Annotated in this window: 15 protein-coding genes; 9 read left to right on the forward strand and 6 right to left on the reverse strand. The window is 59.5% G+C overall.

The features are described from left to right. Positions 1-660 precede the first annotated feature (660 nt). Complete coding sequence (locus tag ACODR9_RS19650) at positions 661-2,136, forward strand: phosphoethanolamine transferase (protein WP_488811633.1); 1,476 nt, start codon at positions 661-663, stop codon at positions 2,134-2,136. A gap of 131 nt (positions 2,137-2,267) precedes the next feature. On the opposite strand, the gene ACODR9_RS19655 is transcribed toward ACODR9_RS19650, so the two are convergent. Both ACODR9_RS19655 and ACODR9_RS19660 read right to left on the reverse strand, forming a co-directional pair. After that, positions 2,268-2,993: a TonB-dependent siderophore receptor gene (locus ACODR9_RS19655; protein WP_488811635.1), complete on the reverse strand. Its 726-nt coding sequence runs from the start codon at positions 2,991-2,993 to the stop codon at positions 2,268-2,270. Then, positions 2,933-4,423: a TonB-dependent siderophore receptor gene (locus ACODR9_RS19660; RefSeq protein ID WP_488811524.1), complete on the reverse strand. Its 1,491-nt coding sequence runs from the start codon at positions 4,421-4,423 to the stop codon at positions 2,933-2,935. The genes ACODR9_RS19655 and ACODR9_RS19660 overlap by 61 nt, the downstream gene beginning before the upstream one ends. Positions 4,424-4,839: 416 nt before the next feature. Between ACODR9_RS19660 and ACODR9_RS19665 the strand changes: the two genes are divergently transcribed. The 8 genes from ACODR9_RS19665 (at position 4,840) to ACODR9_RS19700 (ending at position 14,263) form a co-directional block, all read left to right on the forward strand. After that, on the forward strand, positions 4,840-6,159 hold the full coding sequence (locus tag ACODR9_RS19665; RefSeq protein WP_488811526.1) for a lysine N(6)-hydroxylase/L-ornithine N(5)-oxygenase family protein: 1,320 nt from the start codon (positions 4,840-4,842) through the stop codon (positions 6,157-6,159). Then, positions 6,156-7,325 (forward strand): MFS transporter, encoded by a 1,170-nt coding sequence (locus tag ACODR9_RS19670; protein WP_488811528.1) that lies wholly within the window; start codon positions 6,156-6,158, stop codon positions 7,323-7,325. Before ACODR9_RS19665 ends, ACODR9_RS19670 begins: the two co-directional genes overlap by 4 nt. Further along, a complete protein-coding gene (locus ACODR9_RS19675; protein ID WP_488811530.1) occupies positions 7,322-7,918 on the forward strand; it encodes a GNAT family N-acetyltransferase in 597 nt (198 codons plus the stop codon). Before ACODR9_RS19670 ends, ACODR9_RS19675 begins: the two co-directional genes overlap by 4 nt. Positions 7,919-7,979: 61 nt before the next feature. Continuing rightward, positions 7,980-9,791 carry an IucA/IucC family protein gene (locus ACODR9_RS19680; RefSeq protein ID WP_488811532.1) on the forward strand — a complete coding sequence of 604 codons (1,812 nt, stop codon included), beginning with the start codon at positions 7,980-7,982 and terminating at the stop codon, positions 9,789-9,791. After that, positions 9,778-10,563, forward strand: a complete 786-nt coding sequence (locus ACODR9_RS19685; protein WP_488811534.1) for a siderophore ferric iron reductase — start codon at positions 9,778-9,780, stop codon at positions 10,561-10,563. Before ACODR9_RS19680 ends, ACODR9_RS19685 begins: the two co-directional genes overlap by 14 nt. Beyond that, positions 10,547-11,314, forward strand: a complete 768-nt coding sequence (locus ACODR9_RS19690) for an ABC transporter ATP-binding protein (protein ID WP_488811536.1) — start codon at positions 10,547-10,549, stop codon at positions 11,312-11,314. The genes ACODR9_RS19685 and ACODR9_RS19690 overlap by 17 nt, the downstream gene beginning before the upstream one ends. A 1-nt stretch (position 11,315) precedes the next feature. Further along, entirely contained in the window at positions 11,316-13,316 is a 2,001-nt protein-coding gene (gene fhuB / locus ACODR9_RS19695) for a Fe(3+)-hydroxamate ABC transporter permease FhuB (protein WP_488811538.1), read from the forward strand. Next, positions 13,313-14,263 (forward strand): iron-siderophore ABC transporter substrate-binding protein, encoded by a 951-nt coding sequence (locus tag ACODR9_RS19700; protein WP_488811540.1) that lies wholly within the window; start codon positions 13,313-13,315, stop codon positions 14,261-14,263. Before fhuB ends, ACODR9_RS19700 begins: the two co-directional genes overlap by 4 nt. On the opposite strand, the gene moaA is transcribed toward ACODR9_RS19700, so the two are convergent. The 4 genes from moaA to ACODR9_RS19720 form a co-directional block, all read right to left on the reverse strand. Beyond that, complete coding sequence (gene moaA, locus ACODR9_RS19705; RefSeq protein ID WP_488811542.1) at positions 14,241-15,215, reverse strand: GTP 3',8-cyclase MoaA; 975 nt, start codon at positions 15,213-15,215, stop codon at positions 14,241-14,243. The two genes, ACODR9_RS19700 and moaA, sit on opposite strands and share 23 nt — an antisense overlap. 138 nt (positions 15,216-15,353) lie before the next feature. After that, entirely contained in the window at positions 15,354-16,622 is a 1,269-nt protein-coding gene (locus ACODR9_RS19710; RefSeq protein WP_488811543.1) for a GGDEF domain-containing protein, read from the reverse strand. 55 nt (positions 16,623-16,677) lie between these two features. Beyond that, positions 16,678-17,334 carry a response regulator gene (locus ACODR9_RS19715; RefSeq protein ID WP_287882355.1) on the reverse strand — a complete coding sequence of 219 codons (657 nt, stop codon included), beginning with the start codon at positions 17,332-17,334 and terminating at the stop codon, positions 16,678-16,680. Further along, the gene (locus ACODR9_RS19720; protein WP_488811545.1) at positions 17,331-19,373 is read right to left on the reverse strand and encodes a type IV pili methyl-accepting chemotaxis transducer N-terminal domain-containing protein; all 2,043 of its coding nucleotides are present in this window, start codon (positions 19,371-19,373) and stop codon (positions 17,331-17,333) included. The genes ACODR9_RS19715 and ACODR9_RS19720 overlap by 4 nt, the downstream gene beginning before the upstream one ends. Positions 19,374-19,469: the final 96 nt, after the last annotated feature.

A 19,469-nucleotide genomic window follows, 5' to 3' on the forward strand; every position in this document is an offset into this window, starting at 1 on the left:
AATTAAGAGAGATAGTTTGTGAATAATCTGAAAGGCCGGGTTTAATCCGGCCTTTTTTATTTCAGCAAGTTCTCTGTTAGTTTACTTATGGATCGCAAGGAGGCTGCCGAATAAGGTAATGGCCGCCAGGCTATCGACTCTTTTCTGCTTCCCTATGCGTTGTATCCAAAACCATTCTAGCCTTTATGCGATCACGATCAGTCGCATTGCATCCTGCTATTCCCTTCTATGTAGGCCGATACCTCCATCTGTTGATTTAAAGATGAGTATCTCTATCATCAGCCACCATCACCTGATAAGTGCGACAAAAGTTTAGCTGTGATTATAAGTTTTCAAGTCATTTGATTTGAATGACGCCAGCGCTTGACAAAGGGCCTTTCAGCGGTTCCGCATTTTAAAGACATAAGCAAGGCGTTTGACATGCGGAGGCTTATATAAGTAGTCAAGAATCAAATTTACTCTCAGATTCACCTGCATAACTGAGAGCACGGCCGCACGCCGAGGGGTCGAAAATCTCCTTCGCTGGATATTGAACTTAAATCTTGCAAAAGAAACCAGCAGCGTTTGCAAGCACTATGCACCAATACCCACCTGAAATTACTTTCAAAACAAAGCAAATCACTTTTATAAATCCAAATTAAGGAAAAATTATTCGTGAAGATGATTTTTAAAAAAGCAATTCACTATATATTTACCAATAGAATTTGGCTTATTTCTGCAATAGCTATTTCATTTCTTGTTCCATGCAATACTGGATATGGGAGTCTTGGAAATGCATGCCTGACGTTCGTAATGTTTGCGGTTGCAAGAAAAAATAAAATAGCACTGAGTTTGTTATTTATATTGTTTATCGCCATCATCTTATACATGCCAGCCGGGCACTCCTACGGAAGAATAAATATAGGCCATGCGGCATCCTTTTTGCAAACAAACACGTCCGAAGCAATTGAGTTTATTAAACTAAATGTTATCGGTATTGTTTTATGTTGCTTGGCAATGCTTTTTCTCTTTATTTTTGTTATTGCATCATGGGGTTCAAATTCAAGTTCAAAAAAAATCCAGTATTTATTTCTTATTGTGTTTGTTTTATTAAATATAAATTCGTATCCAAAACGATTTGCCATTGCAGCGTGCATGGGGTTCTCAGAGGCAAAGGCTGAAGTTGAAATCTTAAAGCAAGGTATTTCAGTTAAAGATCAATTCACTATCATCAAAAAAAATATTCAGTATAAAAATATATTAGTCATTATTGGTGAAAGCGTTACGCGCGAATACATGTCTGTTTATGGCTATCCGCTAAATACAACGCCGTGGCTAAAAAATGCCAATGGTGATTTTTATACGAATGTAATTTCACCTGCGCCAAATACCTTTCTCTCACTGCCAAGAACACTGGCAAGGTTTGATGAAAATAAAAAAGAAGCCGCAAATAATATTGTAAATTTATCAAACAAAGCAGGTTTGGAGACGTATTGGGTGTCAAATCAAGGGCGCATTGGGCGGTTTGACACTCCGGCAACAATTATTGCGTACCATGCCAAGCACAAGTTTTTTTTAAATAGCGGAGATTATGACGGCGAAAGAAATTCTGATGACTTTCAAATGCTGCCTCATATAGGCAATATCATTCGTGGTAAAGAGGATAAAGTGATATTTGCACACATGATGGGTTCGCATCCCAATCCATGCGACAGGCTTCAGTCCTATCCATTACACTTCAATACCGGCAATAAAATTATAGATTGCTATCTCTCATCAATTCAAAAACTCGATTTATTTATAAAGAGTGCTGCCGAGATTTTAGAGCAGAATGGTAAGCCTTATGTGATTTTTTATTTTTCGGATCACGGGCTAACCGTTGATAATTCAAGCAATCCGGTTCGGCATGGCAATTCTCTTCGAGAGAATTATGATATTCCATTTTTTATTATTGATAATAAATCCACGGAGCATAGATTAATAGATGATCAATTTATTAATTCTACGTTTTTATCGAAATTCTCTGAGAGGGTTGGTATTGAGTACAAGCTCCCTTTGGATGGGGTGCTGAATTTGGACAGTATGATTTATAATGGTACTTCTTTCATTAATTATAAATCGTTACCAACTTCCAAAATAATTGGCGGTAAACCGTAAAGGAGAAGGTGGAGCGCCGCGTTGCAGTGGTTAAGCAGGCCCAGAAAAATATGACCCCCCGAAAAACCGGGGGTTCGTCAGCAGCAAAAAACGCCTGACACTGTCAGGCGTTTTGCTTTGTCAGCCAGGCATTACCACTTGTAGCTGACGGTGGCGCTGATATTGCGCTTCTCGCCGTAATAGCAGGCGTAGCTGCTGTAGCACGAGGCTACGTAGGTTTTGTTGGCCAGGTTGTTGGCGTTGATCTGCAGCGTGCTGCCTTTCAGCGACGGGCTGAACTGGCCCAGTTGCAGCCGTAGCCGCAGATCGTACAGCGTCACTCCCGGAATCGTCAGGGTATTGGCGCTGTCGGCCCACATCCAGCCGGTATGGCGAATGCCGCCGCCCAGATTGATGCCGTTGTCAAAGGCATAGTCCAGCCACGCCGTGGCCTTGTGTGCCGGGGCCAGGTACGGTGTTTTGCCCTGGTTGCTGCCTTCGGTCACTTCCATGTCGGTATAGGTATAGCCAGCCAGCAAGGATAGCTGCTTGCTCAGCTTGGCATTGGCTTCCAGCTCGACACCGCGCGAGCGTACTTTGCCGATGGGGTCGTATGCGAAGGTGGTGGCGTTGTACTGGGCAACATTGCTTTGGCGCAAGTCGTAGACGGCGGCCGATAGCTGGATGTCGTTGGTCGGCTGATAACGGATACCGACTTCGCTTTGCTTGCTTTGCATCGGCTTGAGCACATTGCCATTGCTATCGGTGGCATAGGCCTGGCTGGGATCAAAGCCTTCGCTATAGCTCAGGTAAGGGCTCAGGCCATGGCCGCCTGGTAAACCAGCCCCAGCCGACCGGTGGTCTTGCCACCGTCCCAGCTATTGCTGACACCGGTGCCGGTATTGGTTTCCGACACCTTGGCCTGGTCGTGGCGCAGGCCGCCGGTTAGCTTCCAGTTGCCCCATGCCAGCTGGTCTTGCAGGTAGACACCGGTTTGCTCGCGTTTGCGATCAAAGTACTTGTAGGACAGCGGGTGGCTGCTGTCGTCATACACGGTGTTGAAGGGGTTGATGGTGGTGCCGGTGTAGGTATAGGAGTTGTCGCCCTTGTTGCGGCTGGTCTGGTAGTCCACGCCAGCCAGCACGGTGTGCTTCATCCCCAGTGCATTGAAGTGGGCTTCCAGGCTGTTGTCGATGATGTGGGCGGTGGAACGTTCGCTGGAGCGGGCATAGGTACGGTTCAGCAAATCGGAGCTGTCCGATACCCAGCCGACATCGGAGTATTGGCTCAGGTCGGTCTTGCTCAACTGCAGGCGGTATTGCTGGCGGAAGGTCAGCACATCGTTGAAGCGGTGCTCCAGCTGATAACCAAAGTATTGCTGATCGCGGCGCATGCCGTCGCCACTGGAGCCTTCATTGAAATCGGTGGAGATGGTTTTGCCGTTATGCGGTACCACGGTGCCGTAATAGGGCAGGGTGCCGTGGTAGCCGGTGCTGGGGTCTTTTTGCAGATAGGCTTGCAACAGCAGATTGGTGCTGTCGCTGATTTTCCAGTTCAGCGAGGGGGCCAGCACATAGCGCTCGGTGCTGGCACCGTTTTGTTGCTGGTCGGCGGCGCTGCCCTTGGCCACCAGGCGGTAGGACAAGTCGTCGCGCCCGGCTACCGCCCCGCCAAAATCAAGCCCCAGCCAGCGTTGCTGGTGATTGCCCACGGTCAGCGATAACTCGTGGTAGTCCGATTGCAGCGGCCGTTTGCTGGTGATGGCCACCACCCCGCCCGGGGCCGCCTGGCCATAGCTGGCTGAGGCCGGCCCGCGTACCACATCCAGCCGTTCCACCACATACGGGTCAATCTGCAAGGTGTTGTAGCCATCCGGGTCGCCAAACAGGCGCAGGCCGTCGAGGAATTCATTGGCAGTGGGATGGTCGCTGAAGCCACGCAGCACGATGTAGTCGTAGCGGGTGGTGGAGCCTACCGCGCCGGTAAACACCCCAGGGGTGTAATTGAGTGCTTCGCTGATGGTGCGGGCTTGCTGGTCTTCAATTTGCTGACGGGTAACCACGGACACGGCCTGCGGAATGTCCTGCAGCGGTGTATCGGTTTTACTGGCGCTCTTGCTGCTGCCCACCTGATAGCCCCGGGTGGGGGCTAGCGCATCATTGCCTTGATCGGCGCTTACTTTCACTGTGTCCAGCGTGGTGCTGTCTGTGGCGGCATAGGCCTGTTGCACGGCCAATGCCAGGCTGGCCATGCACACTGCATGACCCAGAGCCAGGCTGGCCGATGGGTGCTTGTTGCTGCTGTTCATCACGGTTTCCTTGATGGGTGACGGATACCGCTTCCCGCGTCCGGCCCCCTGCCGGCTTGCTCAACGAGAAGCGTTCGACCATGACTGCGGTGTGAGACCGGCATCACGTCGATGCTATAATGCTATTGATAATTATTATCATTCGCAATAATATTGTGAAAATTCAGATTGCAGGAGTGGAATTCATGACGGCAAGCAGCACGCAACAGGTGGGATGGCGGGCTTCCTGTAAGCCCGTGGCGCTGGGCTAAGTACCCGCCACGACAGCCTTGTCCGCCCGGACGACCCTGCAGGGGTTGGCCGGTGCCGGGCCTCCCACTCACTGGCACAGCCAGTTCCCGGAGCGATGAAAACATGAAGCAGATTCTTGTCCCGCAAGCCGCCTATTCCCGCTTGATTGTCAGGAGGGTGATGGCATGAACAGCAAGATCCACGATTTTGTTGCCATTGGCATCGGCCCTTTCAACCTGGGCCTGGCCTGCCTGACCCAGCCGCTGGACGGCCTGGACGGTGTCTTTCTCGATCAGGCCAGCGGTTTTGACTGGCACCCCGGCATGCTGCTGGAAAATGCCACGCTGCAAACGCCGTTTCTGGCTGATCTGGTCACCATGGCGGACCCCACCAGCCGCTTCAGCTTTTTGAATTACCTCAAGCACAGCGGGCGGATTTACGCCTTTTACATCCGCGAAGACTTTTTCATGCTGCGCCAGGAGTACAACCAGTACTGCCAGTGGGTGTGCGCCCAGTTGGACAGCTTGCGCTGGCAGCGCAGGGTGGAGCGGGTGGAATACGACGAAATCAACCATCTCTATCAGGTGCATTGCCACAACCTGGCCACCGGTGAGAGCGAGCTATACCGTGGCCGTCATCTGGTGCTGGGTACCGGCACGGTGCCGCTGTGGCCCGCGTGCTGCCAGTCGGTGCAGGGGGTGGCCAGCCACTCCGCCAGCTATCTGGCCGACAAGGCCAGCTTGCAGCGTCAGTCTTCCATCACCATTGTTGGCAGCGGCCAGAGCGCGGCAGAGATTTATTACGACTTGCTGCAGGACATCGACCGTTACGGCTACCAGTTGAACTGGCTGACCCGCTCGCCGCGATTCTTCCCCTTGGAGTACACCAAGCTGACGTTGGAGCTGACTTCGCCGGAGTATGTGGATTACTTCCACCGGCTGTCGCTGCCGCAGCGCGATCAGTTGTTGCAGCAGCAAAAAGGCTTGTTCAAGGGCATCAATGCCAGCCTGATCAACGACATTCACGAACTGCTGTACCGCAAGCACCTCAACGGCACGCCGGATACCCTGCTGCTGGCCAATACCGCGCTCACCGCTTGCCGCCATGACAAGGCCAGCGGGCGCTTTGTACTCAGCTTGCAGCAGCAGGAACAACAGCAGGACTTCCAGCTGGAGACCGCCGGGCTGGTACTGGCTACCGGTTATGGCTACCGGCAGCCCGCCTTCCTGGCATCCATTGCCGGGCGTATCCAGCGCGATGAGCAAGGCCGCTTTGCCGTGGCGCGCGATTACAGCATCGATGCCGACCACCGCCTGTTTGTGCAAAACGCCGAACTGCACACGCATGGCTTGTCGTCGCCGGATCTGGGCATGGCGTGCTACCGCAATGCCCGGTTGATTCACAGCATCACCGGCATTGCCCACTACCCGGTGGAGCAGCGCATTGCCTTCCAGCAATTCTCCGTGCCGCCATCGCAGCCCGCGCCGGAGCGGATGAGCGCATGAGGCGGGCATTGCTGGCCCTGACAACGCTGGCGGTGGTGGGCGATGCGGTATTGCTGCCGTTTTATCCCCAGTACTTTGCCAGCCGCTTCGGGGTGAACGATGCCAGCCTGGTGGGCAATTATCTGGCGGCCATTTGCCTGGTGGTGATGCTGGCACTGCCAGCCTGGGCGGCACTGGCGCGGCGGGTGGACTTGCTGCGGCTGTTGCCGCTTACCCAGTTGGCGGCGGCCTTGCTGTGCCTGTGCGCTGCCTTCTGCAACAGCATGACGGCCTTTTGGCTGGCTTCGCTGGCCATGGTGGCGTGCAAGGCCAGCTATCTGCTGATCTACCCCTTGCTGATGAGCCAGACCCCACCGCAGCAGCATGGCAGCCTGATTGGCCTGCTGTCGGTGATTGTCCATTTTGGTGGCATTGCCGGTGCCCTGCTGGGCGGCGCTTTGCTGGGTCTGCTGCCACCGGGGGACGTGTTCTTGCTGATGGCACTGGCCGATCTGCTGCAAATGGGCATCTGCCTGTGGCTGTGTCGCCAGCCGCACGCTCCCGCCGCGCTGGCCGAGCCGAAGGAGGACGCCGCCGCTGCGGTGGCGGTGCCCGGCGCACTGTGGCGGTTGGGACTGCTGATGCTGTTGTTCTATTGCAGTGCCTATCTGGTACGCGGCTTTTTTGCCCTGTACTGGCAGCAGCAAAGCGGTATCGACAACAGCCTGCTGGCCGCTGCGGTATTTGCCCTGCCTGCGGTCATGGCTTTGCTGGGGCTGTGGCAGGCGCGGCGGCGTCAGCAGCGCGGCCTGACATCCGGCGGCCTGCGCCATCTGTGGTGGTTGGGGGCGGCGGGCTTGCTATTGCAGGCACAGCCCTGGCTGCCGCTGTTGTTGCTGGGGCGCTGCCTGTTTGGTTGGGCGCTGTTTCAGCTGACGGTGTGGCTGGATGTGCAATTGTTCCGCCACAGCAGCCCGGCACGTTATGCCCGTGACTACAGCCGCATCAGCCTGTGCCAGAACCTGGGCGTGTTGCTGTCCTCTTCCGCTGCCGGTGCGCTGGTGGCAGGCCATGGCTTGCTGGCCCCGTTTGTGGTGGCCGCGCTGGGGCTGCTGCTGTGCTGGCTGTTATCCCCTGTCTTGCTGCGGGAACCTGCCCCGGCATTGTCCCAAGGAGTTTGCCCATGACCACGCCTTCCCCCTTGTTCAGCCGTCAGGTGGCGGGGTTTGGCTGCTTTCGCCTGCATGACTTGCGCATTGCGCAGGACATCCCCTTGCTGCATGACTGGGTACAGCGCGATTACGCGCGCTATTGGGGCATGCAGGGGCATGAGCTGGCAGCCGTCAGCGCCGCCTATGCGGGCTTGCAGGCCAGTGGCCATGCCCAGGCCTGGCTGGCCTGGCTGGATGAGGAGCCGGCTTTCCTGATGGAGCGCTACGACCCGGCCCATGACGAACTGGGCCGCCATTACCCGGTACAGCCCGGCGATATCGGCATGCATCTGCTGCTGGCACCGCCAACCCGGCCACGCAGCGGTTTTAGCAAGGTGGCGATGGATACGGTGCTGGCTGCGCTGTTTGCCGACCCCACTGTCTGCCGCGTGGTGGTGGAGCCGGATGTGCGCAACGACAAGATCCACCAGCTCAATCGCTATGCCGGTTTTGTTTATCACGGCGAAATCCAGCTGCCGCACAAGCGTGCTGCACTGGCCTTCTGCACGCGGGCGCAGTTTGCCGCCCACCTGCAGGCCATGAGCAGCCAGCCCGCGTGTACACGCTGACAATATTGACCCTGCCGGGGTGGGCGCCATCTGGCTGCCACGCCCCGGCCTAAGGAACACCATGCAAAACCTCAATCATCAACATCCGCAACAACTGGTAAGCCATTTGCAACCGGCCGTCTGGGCCAAGGTCAACCGCCTGCTGGTGCGCAAGGCCATTGCCGAGTTTTCCCACGAACTGCTGCTCACGCCGGTGCTGCAATCCCGGCAGGATGACTGGGGCAGCTACCAACTGCCCATTCCGGATGGCAGTGGGGAATACAGCTTCCGCGCCCGTGTGCTGGCGCTGGAACATTGGCTGATCGACCCGGCATCCATCCAGCGCACCGTGCAGGGGGCCGCCGCCGAGCTGGACGCCTTGGCCTTCATCATCGAATTCAAGACGGTGCTGGGCATTGGCGATGACATGATGCCGGTGTACCTGGAGGAGATCAGCAGCACCCTGTATGGCAGTGCCTACAAGCATGCCCGTGGCGGCTTGAGTGCACAGGAACTGACCCGTGCCGATTTCCAGTCGGTGGAAACTTCCATGATGGAAGGGCATCCGGGTTTTGTCGCCAATAACGGTCGTATTGGTTTTGATGCGGTGGATTACCTGCACCATGCACCGGAAGCGGCGGCACCGCAGCGGCTGATCTGGCTGGCGGTGCACAAAGCGCGTGCCACCTTCTCGTGCGCGGCTGACCTGGACTACCAGCGCCTGCTGCAAGAGGAGCTGGGCAGCGAGGCACTGGCCGGCTTTGCCAGCCAGCTGGCGGCGCAGCAACTGGAGATGGACGACTACCTGCTGATGCCGGCGCACCCGTGGCAGTGGTTTAACAAGCTGGCCATTTCCTTTGCTCCGGAAGTGGCGCAGCGCCATATCGTCTGCCTGGGATATGGCGAGGATGCCTATCTGGCACAGCAGTCCATCCGCACCTTCTATAACATCAGCCAGCCGCAGCGCCGCTATGTGAAAACCGCGCTGTCCATTCTCAATATGGGCTTCATGCGCGGGCTGTCGCCGTATTACATGCTGGCCACCCCGGCCATCAACGACTGGATCCGCCAGCTGGTGGACAGCGATGCCTATCTGCGCCAGCAGGGTTTTGCCATCCTGCGCGAAGTGGCTTCCATCGGTTTTCGCAATCCCTATTTCGACAGCGGCATCAGCAAGGATTCGCCGTACAAAAAGATGTTGTCGGCACTGTGGCGCGAAAGCCCGGCGTCCTTGCTTGGGCCGGGAAAACGGCTGATGACCATGGCGGCGCTGCTGCATGTCGATGCCGACGGCGCCTCCTTGCTGGCTGCGTTGATCCACAGCTCCGGCCTGGATGCGCGCAGCTGGGTGGCCCGCTATCTGCAAGCCTATCTGGCACCGCTGCTGCACTGCTTCTATGCCCACGAGCTGGTGTTCATGCCGCATGGGGAAAACCTCATCCTGCAACTGGAAAACAATATCCCGCAGCGCGCCATCATGAAGGACATTGCCGAAGAAGCCGCCATCCTGAACCCGGACGCCGCCTTGCCTCCGGCGGTGGCCCGCTTGGCCGTCAAGGTGCCGGAAGAAATGAAGCTGCTGGCGCTGTTTACCGATGTGTTCGACGGCTTCTTCCGTTACCTGTCCGCCATGCTGGATGAACATTGCGGCCTGCCGGAGCAGGCGTTCTGGCAGGAGGTCGGTCAATGCGTGCGCAACTACCAGGCGCAATTCCCGCAGCTGGCCGAGCGCTTTGAGCGCTACGACCTGTTCATGCCGGAGTTTGCCCGCTCATGCCTCAACCGGCTGCAACTGGGCAATAACCAGCAAATGCTGGACCTGGCCAACCCGGCGGGCAATCTCAAGTTTGCCGGTACCTTGTGCAATCCGCTGGCCAGCCATGCGGCTACTTGATGAAGCATCCGGCGGCACCCTGCCGCTGGGCAGTGTGCTGCCACTGCTGGCCCAGGCCTTGCCCGGACTGGAGGGCCGGGTAGGGCCGCCCGCACCGGATGAGTTTGGTGTTGACCACGCTGGCAAGGCCATCGAGCCGTTGTTGCAGCAGCTGCGGCAGCAGCATCCGGAAGCAGGCCCGCATTACTGGGGCTGCCGCAGCTGGAGCCTGCTGCTGTGGCAGCCTGCCTATGCCACGGTGCTGGCGGTGGAGCTGGCTGGCGTGCTACCCGATTTCACCATGCTGCACCAGCGTCTGCTGCCCGGCATGGTGGCGGGCTTCAGCCTGCCGGATCACACCCTGCTGCGTGCCACTGCCGCCAGCCTGCGCCAGCAGGCGGCACGGCAACTGGCGGCCATCGCCGCCAGCCTGCATGTCCAGTTGCATGCCCGGCAGCCCTTGCACCCCAAGCTGGCTGGCCGCCTGCTGGCCGACTGTGTGGCCGCTGCTTTGTTGCGGCTGCAACAGCAGCGCCCGACGCTGGATAACGCCACCGTAACCGACTGGTGTGAGCAGTGGCTGGATGCCTTGCAGCTGCCGCAGGCCAGCGGCTTGTGGCCCGTGGCGTTGGAGCAGGGCGGCGAGCGGCTGGCACTGGCACGGCGCGCCTGCTGCCAGCACTTTCGCCGTTGTGACGGGACACTGTGCAGCACGTGTCCGAAATTAAAACCGGCAGCGCGCATTGCGCTGCTCAAACAGGAGTGGGCACAACAAGATGTTGAGCTTGCATGATATCCAGGTGCAGCGTCAGGGACGCCGCCTGTTAGACATACCGTCCTTGCAGCTGGACGGGACGGCATTCACCGTCATCCTGGGCCATAACGGCTCGGGCAAATCCACCCTGATGAATGTGCTGGCCCGCCAGTTGCAGCCGGATCGGGGGCAGGTATTGCTCGATGGCGTGCCCAACGCGCGTCTGTCGGCCCGCCAGTTTGCCCGTCAGGTGGCTTATTTGCCGCAGCGGCTGCCGGATGCCGCCGGGCTGACGGTGACCGAACTGGTGGCCTTGGGGCGTTATCCCTGGTGCGGGGTGTTTGGCCGCTGGGGCGCGGAGGATACCGCCATGGTGCAGCAGGCCATGGCCGATACCGATGTCAGCCAGTATGCGGCACGGGCGGCGGACAGCCTGTCCGGTGGTGAGCGCCAGCGCGCCTGGATTGCCATGCTGCTGGCCCAGCAGTCGCCGTTGCTGTTGCTGGATGAACCCACCTCGGCGCTGGATCTGGCCCATCAATACGAAATGATGGGCTTGCTGCGCCGCTTAAACCAGCAAACCGGGCGCGGCATGGTGGTGGTGCTGCATGACCTCAATCTGGCGGCGCGCTTTGCTGACCGCATCATCGCTTTGCAGCGCGGTGCTTTGTATTTTGACGGTACTCCGCTGGCGCTTTTGCAGTCGCCGCGCCTGTCCGGCCTGTATGGGATAGAAATCCGCCTGCTGCAGCAGGACGGTCAGCCCTGTCCGGTGGCGGTGGTGGCCTGAGATGGAACATGTCATTGCCAAGCCTGGCCTGTACGGCCGACTGCCTGGGGCGCTGTACTGGGCATTACCGGGATTGAGTGTATTGGCGGGCCTGCACCTGTGGCTGGACGGAGGCCTGCCACCTGCTGGCGCGTGGTGGCAATTGCAGGACGTTGCCAGCCTGCAGTTTTTTTATGCCAGCTTGCCACGCATGGTCATGGCCTTGCTGGCTGGGGCGGCGCTGGGCCTGTCCGGCAGCCTGCTGCAACAGCTCAGTGGCAATCGGCTGGTGTCGCCAATGACGCTGGGTATTTCGTCCGGTGCCTGGCTGGGGGTGGTGCTGGCCGCCATCGTGCTGCCGAACCATCCGTCCTTGGCCAGCGGCTGGCCGGCCTTGCTGGGTGCCATGCTGGCATTGGCGCTGGTGCTGCTGCTGGCCGGGCCGCGCGGCTTGAATGGCTTGCCGCTGGTGCTGGCAGGCATGGCGGTGAATCTGCTGCTGGGCGGCATGGCCACCATGCTGGTGTTATTGCACGACCAGTACGCCAGCAATCTGTTTGTCTGGGGGGCCGGAGACCTGGCGCAAATCGACTGGCAATGGACGCAGTGGCTGTTGCCGCGCCTGGCTCCGGCTGTGTTGCTGTTGTGGCTGGCACCGCGTCCGCTGGCCATGCTGTCGCTGGGCGTGGCTGCCGCACGCGGTCGGGGACTGGCGCTGGGCACCATTCTGCTGTTGCTGCTGGCGGCATTGTGGCTTGGTGCGGTGACGGTGACGGCGGTGGGGCTGATCGGCTTCATCGGCTTGTTGGCACCCAATCTGGCCCAGTTGCTGGGCGCACGTCGTCCACGGGCGCAACTGGCTTGCAGCGCGCTCTTGGGGGCGGCGTGCTTGCTGGCGAGCGATTGTCTGGCGCTGGCCATCGGCCAATGGGCGGGCAGCAGTCTGCCCAGCGGCGCGGTGACGGCCTTGCTGGGTGCGCCACTATTGCTGTGGCTGGTGCGCCGCAGCCTGACTACGGCACAGCAAGAGGCGGTATTGCAGATGCCCGGTGGTCAACGCCAGTGGCGAACCGCTTACAGCCTGATGCTGCTGGCCGGTGTGCTGTGCCTGTGGCTGCTGAGTGTCAGCCTGGCACCCGGCCCCGATGGCTGGCAATGGCGCTGGCCGGATGCCTTGTTATGGTCGCTGCGCTGGCCGCGCAGTCTGGTGGCGCTGAGCGCCGGCGCGGGGTTGGCGCTGGCGGGCGTGTTGTTGCAGCGCTTATTGCGTAACCCGCTGGCCAGCCCCGATTTGTTGGGCTTGTCTGCCGGCTCCACCTTGTGCATGTTGCTGGTGTCCGCTTGGCTGGGGCGCTCCTTGCTGCAGGGCGGCACCATGCTGGCGCTACTGGGAGCCTTGCTGGTGCTGGCTGGCCTGCTATGGCTGGGTCGCCGCCATCAGTATGCGCCGGGGATGATGGCCCTCAGCGGCATTGCATTGGCTGCCATGCTGGATGCCCTGCTGCAAACGGTGCTGGCCAGGGGCACGCCCGACAGCCTGGCGGTATTGGCCTGGTTGTCCGGTTCCAGTTACCGGGTGACGCCGGGCCAGGCGCTGGGGCTCAGCCTGGCGGTTTTGCTGTTGGCCGTGCTGGCGCTCGCCTGCCAACGGGTATTGACCTTGCTCAGTCTGGGAGATGGCCTGGCGCAGGGGCGGGGCCTGCATCTGCTTGCCGCCCGTCTGGGCTTGCTGCTGCTGGTGGCATTGCTGACGTCGGCGGTCACTGCGGTGCTGGGGCCGGTGGCATTTCTTGGTTTGCTGGCACCGCATATCGCCAGCATGCTGGGCGCGCGCCAGTCGGCAGGCCAGTTGCTGGTGGCTGGCTTGCTGGGGGCCGGTTTGCTGTTGCTGGCCGACTGGTTGGGACGGGTGCTGATTTATCCACGGCAACTGCCGCTGGGCATGCTGGCATCGGTTTTGTGTGGTTGTTATTTCCTGTTGTTGCTGGGGTGGCAGCGCCTGCGGCGTGGAGGTGGTCAATGAGACGTGCTTGGGTTTGCATCCTGTTGTGGTGGGCCGTGCTGGGCCAGGCCATGGCTGGCAGCCTGGATGAACTGGCGCTTGCCCCGGCCATGCCAGCGGCCAAGCGTATTGTGGCGCTTAACTGGGAGGCGGCAGAAAACCTGCTGGAGTTGGGAATCACCCCGCTGGCGGTGGCGGATGCCGACGATTACCGCCACTGGGTGGCGCAACCCTTGTTACCCGCCAGTGTGGTGTCGGCAGGCAGTCGGCTGGAGCCGAATCTGGAATTGCTGGCCAGTTTGAAGCCCGATCTGATTTTGAGCAGCCCGGTACTGGAAACGGTACGGCCTCGGCTGCAAGCCATTGCCCCGGTGTTGAGCATCGACGCATTCCGCCAGAACGAGGACCACGCCAAGGCGGCTGAAGCCATTTTCCTGCAACTGGGCCGCGTGCTGGGACGTCAGCCGCAGGCGGCTGCCAGGTTGCAGCAACTGGCCCAGGGTTTTGTCCGTTTACGCCAGCAATTGCAGGACAAAGGCGCACAGCGCCTGCCTCGGGTGCAGGTAATCCGTTTTGCCAATGCGTCCAACGTGTATGTGTATGGCAGTAATGCCATGCCGGTACTGGCTTTGCGTCGGCTGGGGCTGCGCACCACCAGCACGGCGGCGGCTTCGGTCTGGGGCATCAGCCCGCAGCGGGTGGTGGATCTGGTGGCCTGGCGCGACGATGTGGTGCTGTATCAAGAACCATTTGCCGAAGCCGGGCGGCTGTTTGTCAGCCCGCTGTGGCAAGGCATGCCCTTTGTCCGGCAACAGCGCCTGGCAGCGGTGGCCCCTGCCTGGAGTTATGGCGGCGTGGGGTCGCTGTATTATCTGGCGCAGCGCATGACGGCTGCTTTGTTGCAGTTGCCGCTGCTGGCTGACCAGCCGATGGCAGAGAACCGGCCTAGCCGCCGGTCATCGACATAAAGCGCACCACCTGCTGCGGCTGCTGGATGAATTCGTGTTTTTCCGGTTTCAGTTCGATGGCGCTGCGAATGGCAGCTTCCAGTTCGGCATCACTACAGCCGGCACGCAGCAGCGGGCGCAGCTCCAGTTTTTCTTCCTGTCCCAGGCACATATACAGGGTGCCATCCACCGACAGCCTTACCCGGTTACAGGTGGCACAGAAGTGCTGCGACATCGGGGTAATCAAGCCCAGGGTAAAGCTGGCATCGGCATTCTGCCAGTAACGGGCCGGGCCGCCACCCAGGCTGCGGCTGCTGGCAATCAGGCCGTGCTGGTGCGTCAGCTTGTCCAGCAACTGGCTCAGGTCCAGTCCTTGTGCCTGCTGACCGGTGCTGCCCATGGGCATGGCTTCGATCAGGCGCAGGATAAAGCCTTGCTGCATGCAGTAGGCCAGCATGGATTCGATATCGCCATCATTCACCCCGGCCAGCGGCACCATATTGATCTTGATGCTGGCAAACCCGGCGGCTTTGGCTGCGGCCAGTCCGTCCAGTACCTTGCCCAGGCTGTCGCTGCCGCTGATGCTGGTGACGCAGTCGCGGCGCAAGGAATCCAGGCTGATATTAAGCCGGTGCAGCCCCGCGCTTTTTAGCGCGCCAGCCTGCGCCGCCAGTTGGGTGCCATTGCTGGTGAGCGACAGATCTTCCACACCGGGCAGGGCTGACAGTGCCCCCACCAGTTGCGGCAGGTTGCGCCGCAGCAGCGGCTCGCCACCGGTCAGGCGGAAGCGCCGGGTACCCAGCCGGGCAAAGGCCGCCACCACGCGTTCGATTTCGTCAAAGCGCAGCCAGTTGGCTGGCTCTTCGAAGCCCTTGAAGCCCTTGGGAATGCAGTAGCTGCAACGCAGGTCGCAGCGATCGGTGACGGATACCCGCAGATAGTCGATGGCTCTGCCAAAACGGTCGGACAGCATGGCTGGCACCAGTAGGGGAGAATGGTTGCCAGTGTATGCCGCTGCTTCAGTCTTGCCAGTTGGCCAGTGGTGGGCATGCATCTAGGTCAGAGGGAGTAGGGCGGGATGGCAGAGCGGGCAGGTGGTGTCCTGCCCGGCTTATCCGGCGGCGATGACGCAGTTGCGGCCCTGGTTCTTGGCCTGGTATAGCGCGCTGTCCACCCGCATGATCAGGCTTTCTACCGTTTCCTGTTCCTGGTGGATGGCTACGCCAATGCTGACGGTGATGGCGGGCAGCTTGTCGTGGCGCGTTTGTGCCACGGTCTGGCGCAAGGACTCGGCCAGGTGCAGGGCGTTGTCGCGGCTGGTTTGCGGCAGCAGGATGACAAATTCTTCGCCCCCCCAGCGGCATACGCTGTCCACGGCACGCACACGGGATTCCAGCGTCTTGGCCAGCCATACCAGCACTTCGTCGCCGGTAAAGTGACCGTAGCGGTCATTGATGTGCTTGAAATTGTCGGCATCCAGCAGAATCAGGCTGAAGTCATTGCCAAAGCGTTGTTTTTCCTGAATGGAGCGTTCCAGTTGCAGCAACAGGTGGCGGCGGTTCCACAGCCCGGTGAGCGGGTCTTTCAGGGCGGCTTGTTCCAGTTCGGATTTCAGCCGCTTTTGCTCGGTGATGTCGTGAATCACGCACAGCATCAGGCGTTTGCCGTTAATGATGACCGGGCCGGCATAGGTTTGCACGTCGCGCAGGCTGCCATCAGCCAGGCGGTGGACAAAGCTGAGCGGCTTGTGTCCGCCAGGCAGCTGGGCAATGTGCTGCATCACCGGCAGGATGGCCCGGCCCATGGCATTGATTTCCCAGGTGTGCTTGTCGGTGAATTCGGCCCGGCTGTAGCCATAAAAGCGGATGGCGGCCTGGTTGACGTTGACGATGCGGCCTTCGTCGGCAGGGTCGATCAGCAGCATGGGGGCGCTGTTGGTCTGCATCAGCATTTCGTGAAAACTGCCTTCTCGCCCTGCGGCAGCCGGTAAGGAATGCGGTGATGTAATGCTGGAGAGCATGCCTTCCACCAGAATGGCATGGCGGCCATCGTCCAGCAGCAAATGCCCCAGATGGCAGCCCAGGGCCTGGGCTTCGTCCTGTTTTTGCAGTGTCCAGATTTCTACCACTTGCTCGTGCTGCAACATGGTGGGCGTGTAGTCGGCCAGCTTTTCCTGAGCGCGGGCCGACAGGCAGCCGCCGCGCAGATCGGCCACGGTTTGCCGGCTGGCCATGGCCAGTGCCTGCCGGTTGGCAAACAGGATTTCATCGGTGGCCGGCAGGATGATCCATACCGGGGTGGTGAGCGCGTCCAGCAGCGCATATGCATTCATGGCGGCAAGCAGGCCAGAGGGGGCCGGTGATGGGGTTATACATGACATGGTAGTTGTCCTTTTGCCGGCCTTCAACATGGATGCTGCTGAATCCGGCAAGGTTTCAGGGCAACTTGTCCAGGCCGTGTTCGACGGCAAACAGGGCAGCTTGTACCCGGCCGTTCAGGTTGAGCTTGCGCAGAATGTTCTGCACATGCACCTTGATCGTGCTCTCGGCCAGGTCCAGTGAGCGGGCGATTTCCTTGTTGCTGACGCCTCGGCTGAGCCAGGCCAGGATTTCCCGCTCGCGCTGGGTCAGTTGCTCCACCCCGGCGCGCTTGCTGCGGGATGCTTCGCCGCCGCGCAACTGCAGCAGCAGCTTGGAGGTCATTTCCGGGGACAGCACGCTATCCCCCTCCACGGCGCGGCGGATGCTTTCCAGCAGGAAGTCGGCATTGATGTTTTTCAGCAGATAGCCACGCGCACCGGTTTTCAGGCATTCGGCCAGGTCTTCGCCGTCTTCCGATACGGTCAGCATCAGTACGGCCAGTTGCGGCTGGGTCACCAGGATTTGTGCCAATGCCTCGCGGCCATTCATTTGCGGCATGTCGAGGTCCAGCAGCACGACATCTGGTTTCAGTTGCTCGCACAGTTTCACGCCTTCCAGACCGTCGGCGGCTTCGCCCACGATTTCAAAGTCGCTTTGTCTTTGCAGCAGGGCTTTCAGGCCGCTGCGGAACAGGGTGTGGTCGTCGACCAGCAGGATACGGGTGGTTGTCATGCAGCTTGTCTTTCGGTATGGGGTAGCAGCAGGCTGACTTCGGTGCCGCCGTCGGCATGGGCTTGAATGTTGATCTGGCCGTGAATGCGCGCGGCGCGCTCTTGCATGATGGACAGCCCGACGTGGCTGGCACGGCGGCTGGCCACCAAGGCTTCGTCAAAGCCGCAGCCATCGTCGCGGATCTGCATGTGGAAGTCGGCATCGTTGCGAATGTCCACCCGCACGCGGCGGGCGTGGGCATGCTTGCGTACGTTGGACAGTGCCTCTTGCAGGATGAAGATCACCTGCAGTTGCTGTTGCGGATTAAGTGCCAGGCCGTTGCCGCTGAGGTTGAGCAGAGCGGGGACGCCTGCCTGTTTTTCAAAGCGGTCAAGCAGGGTGCGTACTGCGTCGCCGAAGTCTTCCTTGTTGATGCGGGTGCGGAAGTTGAGCAGCAGCTCGCGCACGTCTTCGTAACACTCCTGTACGCCGGTGCGGATGAAGGCCAGGTTTTCCTGGGCCTGTTCGGTGTGCTTGTCGGCCAGCGCCGCTTCCAGCATCTGTACCTGCAGGTTGAGGAAGGACAGCGACTGGGCAATGCTGTCGTGCAGGCCCTGTGCCATCAGATTGCGCTCTTCGGCCACGGCAAATTGCTGATCGCGGGCGGCCAGGCGCTGGTTTTCCACCGCCACGCCCAGATGACTGCCCAGGGTTTCCAGCAAAAACTGGTCTTGCGGGGGCAGTTTGGGGGTTTGGTAAAAATACAGGGTGAAAATGCCGACATTGTTTTGGTTATGCCGGATATGAAACACCGAAATGCTGGCAAAGCCGGCGCGCTGACAGTGCTTTTCCTCAATGACTGGCAGGCGGTCAAAGCGGTGGATGACGGACACCGGCTGTTGTACGGCATCGCCGCACAGGCAGCCGTCGATGGGGGCGCAGTCGTCGTGCTCCACCATGTCCTTTGGCAGGCCTTGCTGGGCAATCAGCTCCAGTCTGCCGCGCTTGAAATCCACCAGCCGCACACTGCCGGCATCCGCTCCGGTCAGTTCGATCAGCCGACTGATGAAGCCGCTGCACATATTGTCCAGCGTGTGCGAGCCATGCAGGAAGGCCGTGACATTGTAGAGTGCCGCCAGCTGGCGGTTTTTTTCTTCCACCGAGCGGGTTTTGCCCGCCACTTTCTGTTCCAGCGTGGTGTAGAGGTCCTGCAGGCGGTCTGCCATCTGGTTGAAGCCGGTGGCAATGGTGGCAAATTCGTCATTGCTGTCCACTTCAACCCGTGCGTCCAGCTTGCCGTCACGCAGACGCATTATGCCTTCACCCAGGGCGTTGAGTGGGCGGATGACCAGCAGGAACAGCAGGAACATCATGCTGAAGGAGCCAACAATGGCCATGGCAATCAGCGCCATCTGGAAGAAGCGCAGCAAGGTGGTATTGCGTGCATTGTCTTCTTCCACCAGCCTGACCAGCCGGTCGATGCGGTTGACGAAGCTGGCTATGTCGGGCCGTTCCATCTTGCGGCTGCTGGTGCTTTGCCCGGCGGCGGCTTCCAGCAGCGGCAGCATGTCGCGCTGCCAGGATTGTTCGATGCTGGCCACCTGCTGATGCACGGATTGATTGTCAGGCAGAAAAAGCGGCCGGGCCGGGTCGCCTTTTTTCAGGCGGGCCAGGATAAAGGCAAATTGCTGTTCTTCATCATGCACCGTGGCCAGCGGCGCGCCTTCGCTTACCTGCAGGGCGATGTGGTAGCTGCGCATGCGCAGGCTGCCGGCATCGTTGATGGCGGCGGCGCCGCCTTCCAGCTTCCATGACAGCACCAGGGTATAGCCGATGGAGGTCATGGCCAGCAGCAGCCAGGCAATGGTCAGCATCAGCAGCTTGGTGGAAAGGCTGCGCAGTTGCGGGGTCTGGTAAAGCATCATCTGGGTACTGGTCCGGTAAGGCTGGTGGGGAGCAGGATCGGGCCGACGCAGGGCCAGAACCGTGTCTGTTTCCAGCTTAACAATAATGGCAGCAGAGTGTGGCGACAATTCACCACAAGATGGAGTATCCGTCATGATTCCTTACCTGCTGCAAGCCACGGCTGGCAAGGATTTGCGCTTGTATATCCCTCATAGTGATTAGTTCCCCTTCCCCATCTGCCGTTGTTGCCT

The organism is Aquitalea sp. FG25 (genome assembly GCF_057809375.1).

Coding starts and splice junctions, on each gene's coding strand:
- ACODR9_RS19650 (WP_488811633.1), top strand. CDS start 661: ATGATTTTTAAAAAAGCAATTCACTATATATTTACCAATAGAATTTGG.
- ACODR9_RS19660 (WP_488811524.1), bottom strand. CDS start 4,423: ATGAACAGCAGCAACAAGCACCCATCGGCCAGCCTGGCTCTGGGTCAT.
- ACODR9_RS19665 (WP_488811526.1), top strand. CDS start 4,840: ATGAACAGCAAGATCCACGATTTTGTTGCCATTGGCATCGGCCCTTTC.
- ACODR9_RS19670 (WP_488811528.1), top strand. CDS start 6,156: ATGAGGCGGGCATTGCTGGCCCTGACAACGCTGGCGGTGGTGGGCGAT.
- ACODR9_RS19675 (WP_488811530.1), top strand. CDS start 7,322: ATGACCACGCCTTCCCCCTTGTTCAGCCGTCAGGTGGCGGGGTTTGGC.
- ACODR9_RS19680 (WP_488811532.1), top strand. CDS start 7,980: ATGCAAAACCTCAATCATCAACATCCGCAACAACTGGTAAGCCATTTG.
- ACODR9_RS19685 (WP_488811534.1), top strand. CDS start 9,778: ATGCGGCTACTTGATGAAGCATCCGGCGGCACCCTGCCGCTGGGCAGT.
- ACODR9_RS19690 (WP_488811536.1), top strand. CDS start 10,547: ATGTTGAGCTTGCATGATATCCAGGTGCAGCGTCAGGGACGCCGCCTG.
- fhuB (WP_488811538.1), top strand. CDS start 11,316: ATGGAACATGTCATTGCCAAGCCTGGCCTGTACGGCCGACTGCCTGGG.
- ACODR9_RS19700 (WP_488811540.1), top strand. CDS start 13,313: ATGAGACGTGCTTGGGTTTGCATCCTGTTGTGGTGGGCCGTGCTGGGC.
- moaA (WP_488811542.1), bottom strand. CDS start 15,215: ATGCTGTCCGACCGTTTTGGCAGAGCCATCGACTATCTGCGGGTATCC.
- ACODR9_RS19710 (WP_488811543.1), bottom strand. CDS start 16,622: ATGTCATGTATAACCCCATCACCGGCCCCCTCTGGCCTGCTTGCCGCC.
- ACODR9_RS19715 (WP_287882355.1), bottom strand. CDS start 17,334: ATGACAACCACCCGTATCCTGCTGGTCGACGACCACACCCTGTTCCGC.
- ACODR9_RS19720 (WP_488811545.1), bottom strand. CDS start 19,373: ATGACGGATACTCCATCTTGTGGTGAATTGTCGCCACACTCTGCTGCC.